The organism is Subtercola sp. Z020, assembly GCF_002931235.1.
In the GTDB taxonomy this organism is placed as follows: domain Bacteria; phylum Actinomycetota; class Actinomycetes; order Actinomycetales; family Microbacteriaceae; genus Subtercola.
The window spans coordinates 1-15,874 of record NZ_PSTT01000106.1; the positions used below are offsets into that span (position 1 = coordinate 1).

Annotated in this window: 17 protein-coding genes; 9 read left to right on the forward strand and 8 right to left on the reverse strand. The window is 70.1% G+C overall.

From position 1 onward, the window contains the following. Positions 1-43 precede the first annotated feature (43 nt). Together C5B96_RS14010 and C5B96_RS14015 are read left to right on the forward strand one after the other, a co-directional pair. Positions 44-1,303 carry a D-alanyl-D-alanine carboxypeptidase family protein gene (locus C5B96_RS14010; protein ID WP_146078191.1) on the forward strand — a complete coding sequence of 420 codons (1,260 nt, stop codon included), beginning with the start codon at positions 44-46 and terminating at the stop codon, positions 1,301-1,303. A 92-nt stretch (positions 1,304-1,395) separates the two neighbouring features. Next, the gene (locus tag C5B96_RS14015; protein ID WP_146078192.1) at positions 1,396-2,109 is read left to right on the forward strand and encodes a hypothetical protein; all 714 of its coding nucleotides are present in this window, start codon (positions 1,396-1,398) and stop codon (positions 2,107-2,109) included. Positions 2,110-2,182: 73 nt separating this feature from the next. Here C5B96_RS14015 and C5B96_RS14020 read toward each other — a convergent pair whose 3' ends face one another. Then, the gene (locus C5B96_RS14020) at positions 2,183-3,661 is read right to left on the reverse strand and encodes an LCP family protein (RefSeq protein ID WP_233189214.1); all 1,479 of its coding nucleotides are present in this window, start codon (positions 3,659-3,661) and stop codon (positions 2,183-2,185) included. A gap of 300 nt (positions 3,662-3,961) precedes the next feature. Here C5B96_RS14020 and C5B96_RS14025 point away from each other — a divergent pair, with 300 nt between their 5' ends. Further along, positions 3,962-5,035, forward strand: coding sequence for an LLM class flavin-dependent oxidoreductase (locus C5B96_RS14025; RefSeq protein WP_104245981.1), 1,074 nt, complete (start codon positions 3,962-3,964; stop codon positions 5,033-5,035). On the opposite strand, the gene C5B96_RS14030 is transcribed toward C5B96_RS14025, so the two are convergent. The 3 genes from C5B96_RS14030 to C5B96_RS14040 are packed head-to-tail and all read right to left on the reverse strand — an operon-like array spanning position 5,032 to position 7,300. Next, positions 5,032-5,856 carry an SDR family NAD(P)-dependent oxidoreductase gene (locus tag C5B96_RS14030; RefSeq protein WP_104245982.1) on the reverse strand — a complete coding sequence of 275 codons (825 nt, stop codon included), beginning with the start codon at positions 5,854-5,856 and terminating at the stop codon, positions 5,032-5,034. The genes C5B96_RS14025 and C5B96_RS14030 overlap by 4 nt on opposite strands. Before the next feature lie 57 nt (positions 5,857-5,913). Next, positions 5,914-6,297, reverse strand: coding sequence for a hypothetical protein (locus tag C5B96_RS14035; protein ID WP_104245983.1), 384 nt, complete (start codon positions 6,295-6,297; stop codon positions 5,914-5,916). A gap of 10 nt (positions 6,298-6,307) precedes the next feature. Next, positions 6,308-7,300 (reverse strand): DMT family transporter, encoded by a 993-nt coding sequence (locus C5B96_RS14040; RefSeq protein WP_104245984.1) that lies wholly within the window; start codon positions 7,298-7,300, stop codon positions 6,308-6,310. Between C5B96_RS14040 and C5B96_RS14045 the strand changes: the two genes are divergently transcribed. After that, entirely contained in the window at positions 7,299-8,708 is a 1,410-nt protein-coding gene (locus C5B96_RS14045) for a PLP-dependent aminotransferase family protein (protein WP_104245985.1), read from the forward strand. The genes C5B96_RS14040 and C5B96_RS14045 overlap by 2 nt on opposite strands. A 24-nt stretch (positions 8,709-8,732) precedes the next feature. On the opposite strand, the gene C5B96_RS14050 is transcribed toward C5B96_RS14045, so the two are convergent. From C5B96_RS14050 to C5B96_RS14060, 3 genes are all read right to left on the reverse strand, one after another. Further along, positions 8,733-9,080, reverse strand: a complete 348-nt coding sequence (locus C5B96_RS14050; RefSeq protein WP_104245986.1) for a hypothetical protein — start codon at positions 9,078-9,080, stop codon at positions 8,733-8,735. Next, on the reverse strand, positions 9,073-9,333 hold the full coding sequence (locus tag C5B96_RS14055) for a hypothetical protein (RefSeq protein ID WP_104245987.1): 261 nt from the start codon (positions 9,331-9,333) through the stop codon (positions 9,073-9,075). Before C5B96_RS14055 ends, C5B96_RS14050 begins: the two co-directional genes overlap by 8 nt. 135 nt (positions 9,334-9,468) lie before the next feature. Continuing rightward, positions 9,469-10,296, reverse strand: coding sequence for an aldo/keto reductase (locus tag C5B96_RS14060; protein WP_104245988.1), 828 nt, complete (start codon positions 10,294-10,296; stop codon positions 9,469-9,471). A 100-nt stretch (positions 10,297-10,396) separates the two neighbouring features. Between C5B96_RS14060 and C5B96_RS14065 the strand changes: the two genes are divergently transcribed. Beyond that, positions 10,397-11,332, forward strand: coding sequence for a DnaJ domain-containing protein (locus C5B96_RS14065; RefSeq protein WP_104245989.1), 936 nt, complete (start codon positions 10,397-10,399; stop codon positions 11,330-11,332). Positions 11,333-11,646: 314 nt separating this feature from the next. Beyond that, positions 11,647-13,176 (forward strand): hypothetical protein, encoded by a 1,530-nt coding sequence (locus tag C5B96_RS14070; protein ID WP_146078193.1) that lies wholly within the window; start codon positions 11,647-11,649, stop codon positions 13,174-13,176. A gap of 103 nt (positions 13,177-13,279) precedes the next feature. On the opposite strand, the gene C5B96_RS17450 is transcribed toward C5B96_RS14070, so the two are convergent. Beyond that, positions 13,280-13,834, reverse strand: coding sequence for a hypothetical protein (locus C5B96_RS17450; protein ID WP_104245991.1), 555 nt, complete (start codon positions 13,832-13,834; stop codon positions 13,280-13,282). Between the two features lie 135 nt (positions 13,835-13,969). Here C5B96_RS17450 and C5B96_RS14080 point away from each other — a divergent pair, with 135 nt between their 5' ends. From C5B96_RS14080 to C5B96_RS17195, 3 genes are all read left to right on the forward strand, one after another. Then, the gene (locus C5B96_RS14080; protein WP_104245992.1) at positions 13,970-14,293 is read left to right on the forward strand and encodes a hypothetical protein; all 324 of its coding nucleotides are present in this window, start codon (positions 13,970-13,972) and stop codon (positions 14,291-14,293) included. Between the two features lie 46 nt (positions 14,294-14,339). Further along, positions 14,340-14,576, forward strand: a complete 237-nt coding sequence (locus C5B96_RS14085; protein ID WP_104245993.1) for a hypothetical protein — start codon at positions 14,340-14,342, stop codon at positions 14,574-14,576. Further along, a partial coding sequence (locus C5B96_RS17195; RefSeq protein WP_146078194.1) for a peptidoglycan-binding domain-containing protein occupies positions 14,573-15,874 on the forward strand: 1,302 nt, incomplete at its 3' end. The genes C5B96_RS14085 and C5B96_RS17195, both read left to right, overlap by 4 nt.

Here is a 15,874-nt window from a genome sequence, read left to right on the forward strand (position 1 = left end):
GACTCGGGGGGTGAGTGGGTGGCGCGTGTCTGTGGTCCGGCGAGTGGGCGCAGCAGTGGCGCTGGCGATGGCGGCGATGCTGGTGAGCGGATGCTCCGACGCATCCCCCGACCCGTCGGGTACCGCCGCCGCCGACAGCCCCGCCCCACCGCTCGTCGCGGCGACGGTGGCCCCCAGCATCCCGCTCGGCGACCCCGCCGACCTCCAGTTCCCCGCGGTCGGCGACGGAGCGATCGGCATCGCCCACGCGGACGGCTCGGTGCAGGTGCTCGGCAGGGGCGGCGACACGGGCACGGTGCCGATCGCCAGCATCACCAAAGTGATCACCTCGCTCGTCGTGCTCGACGCTCATCCGCTGAACGGCCGCGACGACCAGGGACCGACGCTCACGCTCGGGCAGGCCGATCTCGACGTGACGGCCGAGGTCGAGGCCGAGAACCAGTTCGCGGAACCCATGTACAGCGGGCAGCAGGTCACCCTGCACGACGCGCTTGCCATCACCCTGCTGACCAGCGCGAACAACTACGCCGAATCCGTTGCGCGGTGGGCGTTCGGCTCCGAAGAGGCCTATCTCGCCGCGGCGCGCACGTGGTTGACCGAGCACGGCCTGACGCAGACGACGCTGGCTGACGCGTCAGGTCTCGACCCCGGCAGCGCGAGTTCGACTGCCGACCTGCTGCGCGTCGCCGCGCTCGCACACGCGAACCCTGCGCTGCTCGCGATCGCGGGCATGTCGACGTATGACCAGGTGGATCTCGGAACGATCGCCAACCAGAACATCCTGCTGGGGGAGGGCGGGGTCGACGGGCTGAAGACGGGGTCGACGAGCTACGCGGGGTTCACCCTGCTGACGTCGGCGGTGGTGCCCGTGGGCTCCGGCGCGGTGGCCGGGTCGGCGGGGTCGTCGACGCCCGCCGAAGTCGACGGGTCGGCTGCGTCGGCGACACTGGTGGCGGTCGTGCTCGGCACCGAGTCGCTGGATGCCCGCTTCGCCACGACCCGCGCGCTGCTGGCGAGTGCCGAAGCCGGGCTGAAGTTCGTGCCGCTCGCGACGGCCGGGCAGGTGTTCGGCACCTACACCTCTGCGTCAGGCGCCGCGTACGACGCCGTGGCGGCCGACCCGCTGTCTGCGGTCGTCTTCGGTGACACGCCCGTGACGCCGACGGTGGCTCTGGATGCCCTGCCGACGGATGCCGCGGGCGCCGTCGTTCCGGCCGCCGGCACGGTCGTGGGTCACACGACCTTCACCGTGGGCACCGCGACGTATGACGTGCCGCTGACGCTCGCTCTTTCGGCGGAGTGACCGGGACGCGGAGCAGACCACACCCTGCGGAGAACCGAAACTCTCATCGAACTCGAGCCGGTCAACTGTCGATACTGAGCTAAAATCGATTCATGGAATTCGAGCAACCGCCAACAGTGATCGTCGGCCGAGTGGGGCGCAGGCTCAACAACGCGCTCATCATGGCGTTCGACGGTGGCGGGGGTGGCGTGCCGTTCGCCACGGCACGCCAGGGGGCCGGCAACGGGTTCGGCATGACGCTGAAGATGCTGTTCGGCCTCGCGAACCACGGCCCCGGCAAGCAAGTCATCACCCTCGCCGACGGGTCGAAGATCGTCTGCGACTGCCACATGCGCGGCTTCTCGACGTTCAGCCGTGACGGCGTCGTCATCGGCCAGGTCGAAGGCACCTCGCTGAATCCGAAGAAGTGGGGGTTCGACCATTCCACCGTCACCGATGGCGACGGTCGAACGCTGTACGCGGTCGAAGCCGACCCCGACCGGCCGAACACGATGAGCCTGCACAGCATGCTGCTGCTCGGTGCAGACCGCGAAGTCCGGGGGTGGCTCGACGTGGTGCTCAGCAGAGACGGGTGGGGCATCGACGTGGGTGCCCTCGGCTTGCCCGGGGTGCTGGGCGACCTCGCCTCATTGACGAGCATCTCCTCGGCCGGCACCGGCGATCTCCCGATCGTCAACAAGGGCACTCGGCTCGTGCTCGCTCGGCCGCCCTCCCCGGCCGAACGCGACGTGCTCCTGGCCATGTGCGTCGACCTGGCCATCTGCGGGCGCACGTACACCCGGTGGGACCAGTCCGTGACCACCTGAGGCGACGCCGCCGCACTCCCGGGATGGCCCCGCGGCGGGGTCGTCCCGTGGCGGAGCGGGCGGCGGCGTGAGGTCAGTTGATGCAGGCGCCCTGCGCGTAGCTGGTGCCGGGAGCGGAAGGGGCCGGTGCGGGTGCCGCGGGGTCCGCCGACGGCGACACCGAAGAGGAGCCCGAGTCGGCACCCGCAGCCGCGGGCGGGTCGGTGACCGCGATCCCGTCCGAGCCGAGGATGACGGTCACGTCGGAGACGGAATCCGTCTCCTCCACCGCGGCGCCGGGCAGGTAGGCGGCCACCGCCTTCGCGTCGCCCTCCTTGCCGGCCGGGTACTGCACGACGGTCGTGTCGCGGGTGTCGCCCGAGTCGGGCGTTCCCGTCGAGAAACCGTATCCGGCCAGCGCCTCGGTGGCGACCGTCGCGACCCCGTCGGCGTCGCTGCCGTTCAGCACGGTCACCGTCACGTCGCCCGGTGCCGACGCCGTAGCGGTGTCGTACGCCGACGGGCCGGCCGCGGCATCCGGAGCCGCGTTGCCCAGCACGCCTGCGATGAAGCCGGGCATCGCGGCGGTGTCGACTTCAACGATCGACACGTCACTGCCGTCGACCTCGATCGTCGGGGTGCCCGTGATCGGAATCGTCGCCGAGCGGATCTTGTCGGCGCTCAGCCCGCGCATCTGCGTGGCGAGGTCGATGATGTTCAGGCCCGGGTCGGTCTCGACCGAGGAGCTGATCGCGTCGAGCACCGAGCCGAGCTTGCCCGGGTTCAGCAGGGTGCCGGCTGACAGGATCTGCCGCGCCTCGACCGAGAGGAAGTACTGCTGCCTCACCTGGCGATCGAGGTCGCCGTTCGGCAGCCCGTGGCGCTGCCTGACGAACGACAGCGCCTGCGAAGCATCGAGCGTCGAGACCCCGGCGGGGAGGTTGATGGCCGAGAAGGGGTCGTCGACGGCCTCGTTGAGGCACACCTGCACCGGCCCGAGCGCATCGACAACATTGTAGAAACCGAGCAGCGAGACGCGCACGAAGTGGTCGATCGTCATCCCGGTCAGGTTCTGGATGGTCGTGATGAGCAGTTGCGCGCCAGCCGATTCCGAGCCACCGTCTTCCACCCCGTGGATGAACGCCGAGTTGAGCTTGTCTTTCCCGTAGCCCGGAATGTCGACCCAGGAGTCGCGGGGGAGCGAGATCATCGTCGCCGAGCTTCCGTCGGCCGGCAGGTGCACGACGATCATCGTGTCGGTGCTCGTTCCGCCGCCGTCGTCTTCGGTGCCGAGCTGGGCGAGCTGCTCGGGGGTGGCGTTGTCGGGGCGGTGGTCGTCGCCGACCAGTAGGATGTTCTGGTCTTTGCCGCTCGAGTTCGTGCCGCCCGGAATGGCGTCGATGTGGTTGATGCCGCCGACGAAGCGCTGGTAGTTGTAGATGACGTAGCCGCCCGTCGTGACGACCGCCAGCACGACCGCGATCACGAACCAGCGCGTCGCAACCTGGCGTCGGCGTCTCCGCCGGCGCTGGTCGGGCGTCAGGATCCGTCGGGGTGAGGTGGCGGTAGTCATCGAGGCGAGCATAGGCATCGCCTGCTGCCGAAACCCTGAACGACCGGCACTTCGGCGGAATTCGTCGGCAGATGCCCGGCTTTCGTCGGCGGTAGATGGCGCGTGAGACGTGAGCACGCCGCCGAGACCCAGCAGCAGGTCGAGAAAAGGTGAAGGACAATGCCGAGCGCATCTCGATGGTCGGCATCGCCCACGCTCCCGGAGCCGGACTGCCCGGTCGGGAATAACGGCGAGCCCTGTCGGTTGTACTGCATGCAAACGTATAGAATTGCACCGCAGAGACAAGGATAGGGTTTCGTCATGACTGAGGCAGTGGGAACAGATCGCAGAGAGTTCGGGCTCGACACGTTCGGTGACGTGATGGACACGCCGACCGGCGAGGCGGTGTCGCATGCGCAGGTCATTCGCAATGTCGTCGAGGAGGGCGTTCTCGCCGACCAGGTCGGGCTGAGCTTCTTCGGGGTCGGCGAGCACCACCGCGAAGACTTCGCCGTCTCGGCGCCCGACGTGGTCTTGGCCGCCATCGCCAGCCGCACCCAGAACATCCACCTCGGCTCGGCGGTCACCGTGCTCAGCTCTGACGACCCGGTGCGCGTGTTCCAGCGCTTCTCGACGCTCGACGCCGTTTCGGATGGCCGTGCCGAAGTGATTCTCGGCCGCGGGTCGTTCACCGAGTCGTTCCCGCTGTTCGGCTACGACATGAACGACTACGAGAAGCTCTTCGAAGAGAAGCTGGAGCTGTTCGCCGAGCTGCTCACCGAGAAGCCCGTCACCTGGAGCGGCTCGACCCGGGCGCCGCTGACCAACCAGTCCGTCTTCCCGACCACCGAGAGCGGGTCGCTCCGCACTTGGATCGGGGTCGGTGGCAGCCCCGAATCCGTCGTCCGCACCGCGCGGTACGGGCTGCCGATGATGCTCGCGATCATCGGTGGATCATCCGCTCGCTTCGCACCCTACGTCGACCTCTACAAGCGGGCGATCACCCAGCTCGAGCTGCCGATGCAGGCGATCGGGGTGCACTCGCCCGGCTACGTCGCAGAGACCGATGAGCAGGCGCGCAACGAGTTCTTCCCGCACTACCAGCAGATGCATGCCCGCATCGGTGCCAGCCGTGGCTGGCCGCCCCTGACGCGCCTGCAGTTCGACAGTGAGGCCACGCCCAACGGCGCGCTCTACGTCGGATCGCCCGAGACGGTGGCGAAGAAGATCGCCGCGACCATCGAGGTGCTCGGGGCGAACCGTTTCGACCTCAAGTACAGCGCCGGCACCCTGCCCCACGAGAACATGATGAAGAACATCGAGCTCTACGGCACGCAGGTCGTGCCTCGCGTCGAGGAGCTGCTCGCCGAGTCGCGCGCGACGGTCTCCGTCTAGTCCAGCCCCACCATCGAAGCGCTCGCCTCCCACAGCCGGGAGGCGAGCGCTTCGTCGTACGCCTGCTTCGTGGCCTTCTGGATGCGACGGCGCTCGTAGTACTCACCCGGCACCCAGTCGACGCCCGGCTCGGTCGTCGCCAGCCAGACCAGGGTGTCGCTTCCCTTCTCCGGGCTCATCATGAGGCGGCCGAGAACGGTGCGGTAGACGAATCGCAGGTTGCTCGACGAACCGGCGGCGAAGCTCGTGCGCACGATGCCGGGGTGGAACGCCGCTGCCTCGATTCCCGACGACCCGTAGCGCTTCTGCAGTTCGCGGGTGAACAGGATGTTTGCGAGCTTGCCATTGCCGTAGGCATGGTTCGGCGTGTACTTCTTCGTCAGGTTCAGGTCGTCGATGTCGATCTTGCCGTACAGGCTGTTGGCGATGCTGGCGGTGTTGATGACGACGCCCTTGGAGTGCTGCAGGCGGTCGAGCAGCAGGTTCGTCAGCAGGAACGGCGCGAGGTGGTTGACCTGCAGGGTCTTCTCGAAGCCGTCTTCGGTCTCCTCCCGGGCAGACAGCAGCCCGCCCGCGTTGTTGGCGAGCACGTCGATGCGGGGGTGGTTCTCGAGCAGTCGGGTCGCCAGGGTGCGCACATCGGAGAGGCGGGAGTAGTCGGCGAGGTAGTAGGGAACCGCGAGTTCGTCGGCCACGGCCTTCGTCTTCGCCTCCGACCGGCCGACGATCACGATGTCGTCGCCCCGCTGCTTCAGGGTGCGGGCGGCGGCACGACCGATTCCGTCGCTCGCTCCGGTGATGACGACAGTTCTCTGGGGCATGGGTGTCTCCTGCGGCGGGTCGGTCGAGCGCTCGGGGGTGCGGCGCCTCGTCGCTGTCTATTCTCCCTGATCGGAGGAGGCGGAGACGATGCTGCGGAACCGCGCGGGCAGACGCACGTTCGAGGGCGCAGCCGCGAACAGCGGGGCGACCTGCTCGGGCCGGTAGCCGGCGATGCCACAGCCGATCTCGGTCACGAGGAAGGTCAGATCGCCGCGGGTGCGCGCGACGTCGAGGAACGTCGCGACCTCGTCGGCGATCACGTCCAGCCCGCTCATCGTGTCTATTCCGTAGCTCTGCCCCTGCAGCCCGTGGCCTTGGCCCCAGACGGCGCCGAACTTCTCGTACGCGGTGCGCGCGGCGCCGCCGCCGTGGGCACCCGAGGCGTTCGAGCCGAACACGAAGATCTCGTTCGGTTCGAGTCGGTCGATGCGATCATCCATACCCCTGAATCTACGCCGGGCCGCCCGGGCGCACCACGCGAGCGGCGCGCGCCCGAACGGCGAAGCCTGCGCAGGCCACCACCACGAGCGCCGCGATGACGACGAGGCCGTCGAGGTGCTCGCCGAAGAACAGCGCTGCCCAGACGATCGTCAGCACCGGTTGCAGCAGCTGGATCTGGCTGACGTTCGAGATCGGCCCGATCGCGAGACCGCGGTACCAGACGAAGAACCCGAGGAACTGGCTGATCACACTCACGTAGGTGAACGCGAGCCAGCCGCCGACGCCGGCGACCAGGGCACCGTGCGACGCCCCGAGCAGTGCGAGCGGCACCATGACCGGCAGCGCCAGCACGAGCGCCCAGCAGATGATCTGCCACGATCCGAGTTCGCGGGCGAGCAGGGCCCCTTCTGCGTAGCCGACCGCGGCGAGCACGACCGCAGCGAGCAGCAGCAGGTCAGACGGCTGGAACCCCGAGAAACCTCCGCCGCTGACCGTCACGAAGACGACCACCGCGAGCAGCCCGACGAGACTGGCGACCCAGAACCCGCGGCTCGGGCGTTCGCCGCCCCGGAGAACCGCGGCGACCGCCGTGGCGGCCGGCAGCACACCGATCACCACCGCGCCGTGCGCGGCCGGAGCCGTCTGCATGGCGAAGCTGGTCAGCAGGGGAAAGCCGGCGACGACGCCGCAGGCGACCACGAGCAGCCTCAGCCAGTGGCGGCCTCGCGGCAGGCGGGGCCGGATGATCGCCAGCACGACGCCGCCGAGCACCGCCGCGACGACCGCGCGACCGGCTCCGACGAAGAGCGGGTCGAGGGTCGAGACCGCGACGCGGGTGAACGGCAGCGTGAACGAGAACGACAGCACTCCGGCGAAGCCGAAGAGGAGGCCTGCCGGGTGGCGGCGTCGGCCTTCCGCGGCCGGCCCGGCCTTCTCGCCGGTGGACTCGTCGGGCGATAGCGCTCGCGAGCTTAGGCCGGTAGCGCTACTGTCGTATGTCATGCAGAACGATAGCACCAACCAGCGGCTCGAGCAGCACCTGCGGCGCCTCGTCGACAGCAGCAGTGCAGGTACGAGACTCCCGACCACGCGGTCACTCGTCACCGAGTTCGCCGTGAGTCCGGTCACCGTGCAGCGGGTGGTGCAGCGCCTCGCCCAGGCGGGTCTCGTCGAGACCCGCCCCGGCACCGGAACGTTCGTTGCGCGCCCCCGTCTGCTGGCCCGTTCCGACTTCTCCTGGCAGACCACTGCCCTCGGCCCCGCCCGCAACAGCTCGACGGCGGTCGGAACCGCGATGGCACTGAACGCTCCCGACGCGATCGCGATGCACAGCGGCTACCCGGCCGAAGAACTGCTGCCGACCCGGCTCGTGCGTTCCGCGTTGACCCGGGCGGCCCGGGGGAGTTCGGCGGTCGATCGCCCCCCGGTGGCGGGCCTCGGGGCGTTGCGGGCGTGGTTCGCGAACGACCTGAACGCCGCGGCGGAGGATCGATCATCCGGAATCTCCGCCGACGACGTGATCATCGTGCCGGGTACGCAGAGCGCGCTCACCTCGATCTTCCGCGCTCTGGCGCAACCGGGCGACGCGGTGGTGATGGAGTCGCCGACCTACTGGGGCGCCATCGCGGCAGCCCACCAGGCCGGGCTCGTCATCGTTCCGATAGCCCGCGGCGCCGCCGCACCGACCGCCGAGGCGCTCGACAAAGCGCTGGCCGCCAGCGGTGCCCGGCTCTTCTACGCCCAGCCCAACTTCGCGAACCCGACCGGTGCGCTCTGGAGTGCCGAGCAGACCCGCGCCCTGCTCGATGTGGCACGCGCCCGCAACGCCTTCGTCATCGACGACGACTGGGCGCACGACTTCGGCATCGATGCGGATGCCCGACCGATCATCGCCGACGACACCGACGGTCACGTCGTCTACCTGCGGTCGCTCACCAAGAGCGTCTCGTCGTCGTTGCGGGTCGGAGCGGTGGTGGCGCGCGGCCCCGCGCTCGCGCGCATCCAGGTGGACCGCACCGTCACCGACCTCTACATCAGCGGAACCCTGCAGGCCGCGGCGGTCGACGTCGTCACCGACCCCGGCTGGCGGAGCCATCTCGTGCGCCTGCGTTCGCAGTTGCGCCAGCGCCGCGACACCCTCGCGCACGCGGTGGGGTCGCAGCTCGGCGCCGACACGCTCACCTCTCTGCCGAAGGGCGGGCTGAACCTCTGGCTGCGCTTCGACGACCGGGTGGATGCCGGTGCCCTCGCCGCGCGCTGCCTGGCGGCCGGCCTCGCGGTGGCACCCGGAACCGAATGGTTCCCGACGGAGCCGCCCGGCTCGTTCCTGCGGCTGAACTTCAGCGGCCCCCGGCCGGAGCGGTTCGACGAGGCCGTGGGCATTCTCGCGGCCGCGCTCGCCGCATCCTGAGAGCGGGCGCGGCCTGAACGCGAGCTACGGTCGACCTTCCTCGCTGTACCCCGACTCGGTGCCGTCGTCGACCGGCTCGACGTAGCCGTCAGCACCCGAACGGCCGTCGGCGTCGCGGTCGCTGTCGGCGTCGCCACGCACCGTGTCGTAGGCCGAGTTGCCCTGCAGCCCGTCTTCGATGTCGGCGAGCAGTCTGCCCGGAACGCCGCCACTCGCCGTCGTGTCGTCGTTCTGGGCTCCGCCGTCGTCGCCCTCGAGGCCCTCGACGAGGCCGTTGGTCTGGTCGAACCCGACGATCGGCTCGTCGGTGTCGTGATCGGCGCTGCCTGCGCCCGTGCCGCTGCCCGTGCCGCGGGCCTGTTCGTCAGTCATTGCTCTCACTCGTTCCGTTCGGCCCGTTCACCGGATCGTCGTCGTCGCCGATCGAGTCTCCGCTGTTCGAGGCGCCGTTCACGCCCGGCAGTTCGTCGTCGTCGGCGTGGTCGAGGGCGTCGCCGTCGGGCATGACCCCGCCGATCGAGGCATCCGTGTCGTCTTCGCCGGGAACATGCGACTGCACGCCCGGCGTCGAGCCCGCGGTGGTGTCGGCCGGGCCGGTGGTGGGGAATTCGTTGTCAGTGCTCATGCCAGCGAGCGTAGATCTGCCGCCGCCGCCCGCACAGGGGATTGACACGCCCCGGCCCGGTGCGCGCTGCGAGTGCCGCAGCGCGCACCGTTCCCTCCGCCCCGACAGAGGTCAGGGCATCCCGCTCGGGTGCGCTCAGTTCACCTGCAGGGGGTGCGAGCCGTTCCGGCCCTCTTCGCCGCGGTCGAGCCCGGCGATCGACGTCAGCTCGTCGTCGGTCAGTTCGAAGTCGAACAGGTCGAAGTTCTCTGCCATGCGGTCGCGGTTGTTCGACTTCGGAATCACGATGTTGCCGATCTGCAGGTGCCAGCGCAGGATGACCTGGGCCACCGTCTTGTCGTGCGCCGAAGCGATCGACAGCAGCTCGGGCGACGAGTTGATTCGGCCCTGCCCGAGCGGCCCCCACGCCTCGGTCGCGATGCCGTGCTCGGCGTGGAAGGCGCGGAGTTCGCTCTGCTGCAGGTCGACGTGCAACTCGATCTGGTTCACGGCAGGAACGACGGAGGTCTCGGCGAGCAGCTGCTCGAGGTGCGGCACCAGGAAGTTCGAGACGCCGATCGAGCGGGCGAGCCCCTGCTCCTGGATCTCTTCGAGCGCCTTCCACGCCTCGACGAACGTGCCCTTCTCCGGCGTCGGCCAGTGGATGAGGTAGAGGTCGACGTAGTCGAGTCGCAGCCGGCCGAGGCTCTTCTTCATGGCTTCGACGCCATTCGTCTGGTCGTTGTTCCAGAGCTTGGTCGTCACGAAGAGGTCTTCGCGGGCGACGCCCGACTCAGCGATGGCGTGGCCGACGCCCTCCTCGTTATGGTAGATCGCGGCCGTGTCGAGGTGGCGGTAGCCGACCTCCAGCGCGTCGCGCACGATGCGGCCGGTCTTGTCGGGATCGACCTTGAAGACTCCGAAGCCGAGCTGGGGAATCGTGAGGCCGTCGTTCAGGGTGTACTCAGGGACCGTGTTCGTCATGCCTCAAGCTTAGGCAACTACTCTGGTGCGACGAAGCGCGGCTGAATGCGTCTGTACGCTCTTCTCACCCGCCCGGCCGCAACCGAAGGAGCCCGCGAGAATGCCCGACAGCCCGTTGTCGCGCACCCCCTACGAGGTGCTCGGCGTGAGCCCGCGCTCCACCGACGATGAGGTGCGCCGGGCGTACCGCCGCCTGCTGCGCGAGACGCACCCCGACACCGGTGGCAGTGCGGCCGAGTTCCACGCCGTGCAACTGGCCTGGGAGCAGGTCGGGTCGAGCGTCGACCGCGCGGCCTACGATTCGGGTGCCGGGGCGTCGTCGTCGGCGCCGGATGCCCGGGGTGGGAGTGGCTCGGAACGGGCATCCAGAACCTACCGCCCCGAAGGCAGCTCGCTGAGGGCGCGCTCGTACGGCCACCCCGGGGGCGACGAGCGGGAACACTTCCTGGCGCTCATGCGGGAGTGGGTCGGCCGGGGGGTCGACCTCGCCGACCCCTACGACCCGGCGCTGGTGCGCACAGCGCCCCGCGAGATCAGGCGCTGGCTCGCGAAGGCGATGGCCGAGGAGGAGACCGCGCGCATCGTTTCGACGCTCGGCATCGGCTACACGATCTGGAACAACGTGCTCGTCGACCGCACGGGCGAGAACATCGACCAGCTCGTGCTCGGGCCGGCGGGGCTGTTCGCGATCCAGTCGGAGGACTGGGGGAGTGTCGTCAGGCTCTCGCGGGGCGAGCTGGAGGGGGAGGGCATTGCGGAGGGCGAGGAGCCGTTCCGCTCGCTCGGCCACAATGCCCGGGCACTCGGCCGGTCGCTCGGCGTGAAGTTCACGGCGCTGGTGATCGTGGTTCCCGACGACGATCTCGAGGCACCGATCGACCAGATCGAGCGCGGACGGCTCGCGGGCGCTGTCGTCGTGCGGCGTTCGGTGCTTCCGCAGCTCCTCAGAAACGGGGTCGGTGGGGGAGAACGGGCCAGTGTCGACCGTGTCTTCGAACTGCGGTCGCGGTTGCAGCAGGGTGTGCGGTTCGTCTGAACGGCGTCTGGATGTCGCGACCGACGTCCGTCGCCATGTCCGAGTGAATCGTTCCATCGTGGGCGGGAATCGGCAGTGGTTGACGCTTCAACAAACCTGAAAGTGCCCTCAGTGAAAGTGACAAACAGGTAACGGTTCGGTAACCTCGAGAAGTCGTCGGGTCACCCGAACCGATTCTGACGACTGGACTGGACATCAAGCACCCAGATCCTGACGGGCCGGTGAAAGCCGCGCGGCCCGTGCGCGCCCGGCGCGCCGGAGGACTACGACACGTGACTGACTCGAGCGAACGACCAGAAGATTCCGCGCATCTGGTGCCCAGCCCGAGTTTCGAAGTCCCTGTGGTCACGGCCAGCCTGAGCCGCCGAGAGCTGCGCCAGCGCCTCGAGGTGTCGAGCGTCGAGCCGGTCATCGAGACGCGGCGGGAGCGCCGCGAGCGGGAGCTCGCCGCGGCCGCTGCGGCTTCGTCGGTCGAGTCTGAGGCCTCTGCCTCGGTGGCGGCTGCGGTGACCGCGCCTGCCGCAGCGCCTGTTGCGACCGCGACGGCTGCCACGCCTGCCGCCACCACGCCCGCGACCACGCCTGCCGCGGGTGCCGTCGCCGGTTCCGCAGCTGCATCGCCGCTCGCCGCCGCGATGTCGGCAGCCGGGGTTCGCGCTGCCGAATCGCGCCGTGCCCGCCGAGCCGTCACGGGGCTCGACCACCTGCTGCCGGCTTCCGTGCCTGCCGAGGCGACCTCGTCGCCGGCCGCTGCCGCTGCGCCCGCCGCTACGGCCGAAGCCGTCGGCGCCGCGTCGGTCACCGTCCCTGCCGCCACCTCCACGCCTGCCACCTCCACGCCCGCCGCCGCCACACCGGCCGCGTCGCCCGCTGCTCCGTCGGTGCGCGCGACCACCGCATCGACGCCGGCGGCCCCGGCCCCGGCTGCCGCCGCAACCACTGTGCACACGATGACGTTCAGCCGTGACGACGAAGCGCAGGCGCGCGGGCCCGTCGCCGCCCCGCGTGGAGCCCGAGCATCCGTCTCGACTGGCGACCCGCAGCGCCGCGTGCTGCCACGCATGCGTCGCGCATCCGCCCCCCGCCCCGACAGCCGCAAGCGCACCATCGTGAACTCGGCCGTCATGGTCGCGACAGCCAGCCTGGTCGCGACCATCGCCCTGCCGGCCTACGCCTACTCCACCCCCGACAGCCTCGAGAACCCAAAGGTGACCGCCAGCAGCGAGCTCGGCATCCAGCAGCTCACAGTGAGCGGCGCGAACGCCCAGTCATCGTCGCGTGACGACTTCACCACCACGGGCAACCTGGCGGCGATGGACTCCACCACCGGCACGACGGTGTCGGCGACCGTGCAGGCGCTGGCCTCGGAGCTGATGGCCGACGTCGCCTCCGGCAAGCTCGTCGGCTCGGTGCCCGACCACATCGTCGAGATCCGCAACCTGGCGAACGGCGTCGCCGTGCCCGGTTGCGGCGTCGACTACCGCGTTCTGCAGACCATCAAGGTCGCCGTCGATAACTTCGACAAGGTCGGTGTCAGCGACATCAACCGGCACTGCACGGGCCAGATCGAGGGCGCGGGAACGGCGTCGTCGCACTACAAAGACGGCGGCGGGCACGCGGTCGACTTCTACATTCTGAACGGCCACGGGCTCACCGGCGCCGACTCCGACTCGATCAAGCTGATCAACCTGCTTGACCCGCTGGTTCCGAAGGGCAGTGGCCTCGGCCAGGCCGAGTGCCGCTCGACGTCGCTGCCGCTCAGCAACTTCGCCGCCTTCGATGACACCTGCACCCACATGCACGTCGACTTCGGCAACGCCCAGGGCGTCGCACTGAAGGGCTGACGCCCCACCTCGGCGCCGCTCACCCCGGCTGACGGCGGGCCGGCGCCGCACCGATTTCTGCCCTGCTCACTCCGGCTGACGGCCGGGCCGCGCCGACGCCCCGTTAGCGCAGCGCCCCCGGAACCGGCTGCGGGCACGCCCTGTTCAGGGCCTGCCACTCGCTCTCGGGCATCGTCTCGCTCAGCTCGGCGACCGACGACGAGGCCATCGCCGACCACGGCGCCGTGTCGTACTGGTCGAGAAAGACCTGCAGGCTCGGCGGGTCGGCCACGGTGTATCCCCGGGAGTCGAGGCAGTCGCGCTCCCTCAGTTCCGCCGCGTAGAGCAGGTGCTTCTGGCGGTCGTCGACCGGGAACCGGGCCCCCACCTCGCGGTTGCAGGCCCAGGTGTCGGCGACGTACCGGTCGTACTGCTCCACGGGAATCGTCTCGCTCGACGCGTCGATCGCCCCGTCGTCGGTGAGCGTCACATCCCAGCCGCGGGCGGTCACGCACCGGTAGAGCGCATCGGCGACCGGTGACTGGCTCAGTGCCGTCTGCGCGCTCGGTTCCGGATGCCCGGGGCCTCCGCTGCACGCGCTGAGTGACGTGAGCAACGCCAGCGCCAGAGCGCCCGGAACGGTCACGGAGGCGAGGGTCGAGCGGCGGAGGACGGGCATCCAGAACCCCTTTCTGAGAGTTTCTTCGCGTCGTTGTGGCCCCGACGCCTGAGGCATATAGTGAGGATCACTCACTCACAACGATCCCACCGAACAGCCTCCGCGTCAACGGAGAAGTGGGAGAAGGAAGACACCATGAAGTCACTGCCCCGAACCCTCGCAGCGCTCACCGTCGCTGCCGGCCTCGTGCTCGCGAACGCACCCGGCGCCAGCGCCAACACGATCGACTTCGGCTCGCAGGTCTGCGGCTGGGGTGGGCCCTCCGCCGCCTCGACGGCCTACGTCAGCGCGACGAGCGTGCACCTGCACCAGGCGAACGGCGTCGGGTGGACGAGCCGTACGTTCGGTTCGGGGTTCCACCGCTACTCGAACGGCAACGGCGTGGTGAGCATGCAGATCTCCTACCCGTCGGGCACCGAGACGGGCCGCGCCTTCTCCTGCGCCAACGGTTCGTTCTGACGCCGGGGCCCCGACGCGCCGGGCCCACCCCACCGAAGGAGGAAGCATGTCGAATGATCGGCTGATCAGCTCGGGTCCGTTCGAAACGTTGGCTGACGCGCGCTCCGGCATGGCGGTCGGTCGCGTGCGCGGCGCCGACAGCCTCGTTCTCGCCTGCGCCGAGGTGGGCGTCAACCTGGGCCGCTTCGACGCCCGCGTCATCGACGAGGTCGGGCAGCTCGACGGGGCGTCCGTCTGGGTGCTGGCGTCGATCATCCGCCGCGCGGGCGCCCACGGCCTATGAGCACGCCGGTCGTGCGATCGGTGGGCGGGCGCGGTGTGGCCCGAGCGCTGCGGGCGATCCGGCGGGTCGGGATGCCTGCGGCCGCCATTCTGGTGGCCGGCATCCTGCTCGCCGGCTGGGCGCTGTCGATCATCCTGACGCCGCCCACGGCGTCCGCCGAATCGGCCGGTTTCACAACGGTGCAGGTCACGCAGGGTGAGGTCGGATCGCAGCTCTCGCTGAACGTGGCGGCGGAATGGGCGCCCGCGCCCGTCGGCACCAACCAGGCCGCCGGAATCGTGACAGCGGTCGAGCCGCCGAGCACGGGCCCCGTCGGCCAGGGCGCCCGGCTCTTCGCGGTCGACGGCAGGCCCGTGGTCGTCGCCCGGGGCGACACCCCGGCGTACCGCGCCATCGGCCCGGGCGATTCCGGCGACGATGTGCGCCAGCTGCGAGGGATGCTCGCCGACCTGGGGTACCTCGCCCCCTCGTCCGGTACAACCCTCGACGACGATGCGGTCGCGGCCGTGGAGCGCTGGCAGGATGCGCTCGGGGTGCCCTCCACGGGCGAGGTGGAGTTCGGCGACGTGATCTTCGTGCCCACCCTGCCCGCGCGACTGACCGTGCGGGGCGACCTCGTCAGGCGCGGTGCCCGCGTCGCCGGCGGAGAGGAGGCTGTGCTGGCCCTCGGCGCCTCGCCCGTCTTCACCCTCCCGGTGGGCGACGCCCAGGCGGCGCAGGTTCCGACCGGTGCGCGGGTCGCGATCGATGCGCCTGCCGGTGGATCGTGGGCGGCAGTCGTCGCCGGCCGTGCGGCCGCCGCTTCGGGCGCGACTGTCGTGCTCGGCCTCGCGGCGGTGCCGCCGCCGCCGTCACCGTCGCCGTCGCCCGACGAGGGTGCCGCCGTCCAAGCCGGGCCTGGGGGCGCAGCCTCGCCGGGCTCCGGTGGTAGCGGAGGCCCCGCCGCTGAGGCACCGATCTGCGGTGACGCGTGCGACAGCATCCCGCTGGCCGGGCAGACGCTGCTGGCTGCCACCGTCACCACGGTCGAGACGGTGCGCGGCGCCGTGGTGCCCACGATCGCGCTGCAGACGGATGCCGGCCAGCAGCTCTCGCTCGTCGACACCGAAGGAACCGCGCATCCGGTGACCGTCGAAGCCGAAGCGCACGGCATGTCGGTCGTCTCGGGAGTCGACCCCGGCCTCGTGGTGCGCATCCCCGAGTCGACGGCATCCTTCCCGGGCAGCGCCGCCGCCGCCCCCGCTGCCGGCGCCGCCCCGGCTGCCGGCGCCGCCCCGGCTGCCGGCGCCGCCACGGCT

What these genes read in the sequence shown, in the direction of transcription:
- C5B96_RS14040 (WP_104245984.1), bottom strand. Translation starts at nt 7,300, where the DNA reads ATGACATACGACAGTAGCGCTACCGGCCTAAGCTCGCGAGCGCTATCG.
- C5B96_RS14060 (WP_104245988.1), bottom strand. Translation starts at nt 10,296, where the DNA reads ATGACGAACACGGTCCCTGAGTACACCCTGAACGACGGCCTCACGATT.
- C5B96_RS14045 (WP_104245985.1), top strand. Translation starts at nt 7,299, where the DNA reads ATGCAGAACGATAGCACCAACCAGCGGCTCGAGCAGCACCTGCGGCGC.
- C5B96_RS14065 (WP_104245989.1), top strand. Translation starts at nt 10,397, where the DNA reads ATGCCCGACAGCCCGTTGTCGCGCACCCCCTACGAGGTGCTCGGCGTG.
- C5B96_RS14015 (WP_146078192.1), top strand. Translation starts at nt 1,396, where the DNA reads ATGGAATTCGAGCAACCGCCAACAGTGATCGTCGGCCGAGTGGGGCGC.
- C5B96_RS14085 (WP_104245993.1), top strand. Translation starts at nt 14,340, where the DNA reads ATGTCGAATGATCGGCTGATCAGCTCGGGTCCGTTCGAAACGTTGGCT.
- C5B96_RS14025 (WP_104245981.1), top strand. Translation starts at nt 3,962, where the DNA reads ATGACTGAGGCAGTGGGAACAGATCGCAGAGAGTTCGGGCTCGACACG.
- C5B96_RS14035 (WP_104245983.1), bottom strand. Translation starts at nt 6,297, where the DNA reads ATGGATGATCGCATCGACCGACTCGAACCGAACGAGATCTTCGTGTTC.
- C5B96_RS14050 (WP_104245986.1), bottom strand. Translation starts at nt 9,080, where the DNA reads ATGACTGACGAACAGGCCCGCGGCACGGGCAGCGGCACGGGCGCAGGC.
- C5B96_RS14030 (WP_104245982.1), bottom strand. Translation starts at nt 5,856, where the DNA reads ATGCCCCAGAGAACTGTCGTCATCACCGGAGCGAGCGACGGAATCGGT.
- C5B96_RS14055 (WP_104245987.1), bottom strand. Translation starts at nt 9,333, where the DNA reads ATGAGCACTGACAACGAATTCCCCACCACCGGCCCGGCCGACACCACC.
- C5B96_RS14020 (WP_233189214.1), bottom strand. Translation starts at nt 3,661, where the DNA reads ATGACTACCGCCACCTCACCCCGACGGATCCTGACGCCCGACCAGCGC.
- C5B96_RS14080 (WP_104245992.1), top strand. Translation starts at nt 13,970, where the DNA reads ATGAAGTCACTGCCCCGAACCCTCGCAGCGCTCACCGTCGCTGCCGGC.
- C5B96_RS17450 (WP_104245991.1), bottom strand. Translation starts at nt 13,834, where the DNA reads ATGCCCGTCCTCCGCCGCTCGACCCTCGCCTCCGTGACCGTTCCGGGC.